Annotated in this window: 1 protein-coding gene; it reads right to left on the reverse strand. The window is 30.6% G+C overall.

The window, feature by feature from the left end; all coding sequences use genetic code 11:
* Nucleotides 1-722 precede the first annotated feature (722 nt).
* Nucleotides 723-1,103: a helix-turn-helix domain-containing protein gene (locus CQA44_RS12050; protein WP_115547427.1), complete on the reverse strand. Its 381-nt coding sequence runs from the start codon at nt 1,101-1,103 to the stop codon at nt 723-725.
* Nucleotides 1,104-1,360 lie beyond the last annotated feature (257 nt).

Raw genomic sequence — 1,360 nt, forward strand, 5'->3', positions numbered from 1 at the left:
TTAGTGAGAGATTATCTTATAGTTAATTTGTCTGTATTTTTAGTTTAAGAATCTGCTCTTAAATCCTAATTAGAACTTTTATTATTTTAATTTACAAGCCTTATTCTTTCAATTAGTTAGTGTTTAACTAGAATCTACCCTTACAAAGTTTCAATATTTTTTTCTGACTTAGTGAGAGATTATCTTATAGTTAATTTGTATGAATGAGCTTGAGTTAATATGAATGAGCTTTAAAGAGCCTTAATTTTTAATCTTAGTTAGAATTTATCTTTTTAGTTTAAAATACTCACCTTTTTAAAGCTTAATTGGCTTAAATCCTAAGTGTAAAGCCTTAATTTTAATTTTAACTAGCTTAAAGCTTAAAAGCCACAAAACAAATCCTAAGGAACTTTATTGAATGAGCCTGTGCTTAATGAGTGTCTGTATTTTTAGTTTAAGAATCTTTCTTTGAATCTTAGTGAGAGATTATCTTATAGTTAATTTGTCTGTATTTTTAGTTTAAGAATCTGCTCTTAAATCCTAATTAGAACTTTTATTATTTTAATTTACAAGCCTTATTCTTTCAATTAGTTAGTGTTTAGCTAGAATCTACCCTTACAAAGTTTCAATGCTTTTTGTTTCAATGCTTTTTTCTGACTTTATTCTTTCTTAAAAGAGGATTTAGCAATACTCAAATTTTGATTAGAAATAGTTGTGCTTCATTCTTAGCAATATTTGGTTGGCTACAAATTCTCCTTATTTACCTTTCCCCATTCACACATAGCATCTAAAATAGGAATGAGCGATTGACCACGCGGTGAGAGAGAATACTCGACTTTTGGTGGGATTTGGGGATATTCCTTGCGTTGTATGAGAGAATCTGCTTCAAGCTCCTTGAGGGCATTGGTAAGAGTTTTGAAAGAAATCCCACTCAAATAACGTTTCATCTCATTATAACGCACTACCTCAAAGCAAAAGAGGCAATAAAGAATACTCATCTTATATTTGCCCGATATGAGCGAGAGCGTGTAGGCAAAGGGGGAATCTTCTAAGCAAGTCTTATGCAAGCAAGTCTTATAGAGATTATCATCTGTGCTAGGGGCTGCATTATATTTTTCTTTCATTGCACTTCTCCTTTATTATATTTCTCCTGCATTATATTTTTCTTTCATTTAGCTTAATTTGAAAGTTATTAAAGCTTTAAGATTCTTTAGTCCTTTTAGAATCTAGTATAAGAGATTCTTCACCTGCTAAAGCAGGTTCAGAATGACAAGGGGATTTCTTAAGAGATTCTTCACTTGTTTCACAAACTTTAGAATGACAAAGTGAAAGATATTAATGACAAAATGGAATATAAAAACCCAAGTTTAACTCCACCCTT

This window comes from Helicobacter sp. MIT 14-3879, from assembly GCF_003364125.1.

Excerpts from the sequence above, each read along its gene's own strand:
- CQA44_RS12050 (WP_115547427.1), bottom strand. The coding sequence starts at position 1,103 with ATGAAAGAAAAATATAATGCAGCCCCTAGCACAGATGATAATCTCTAT.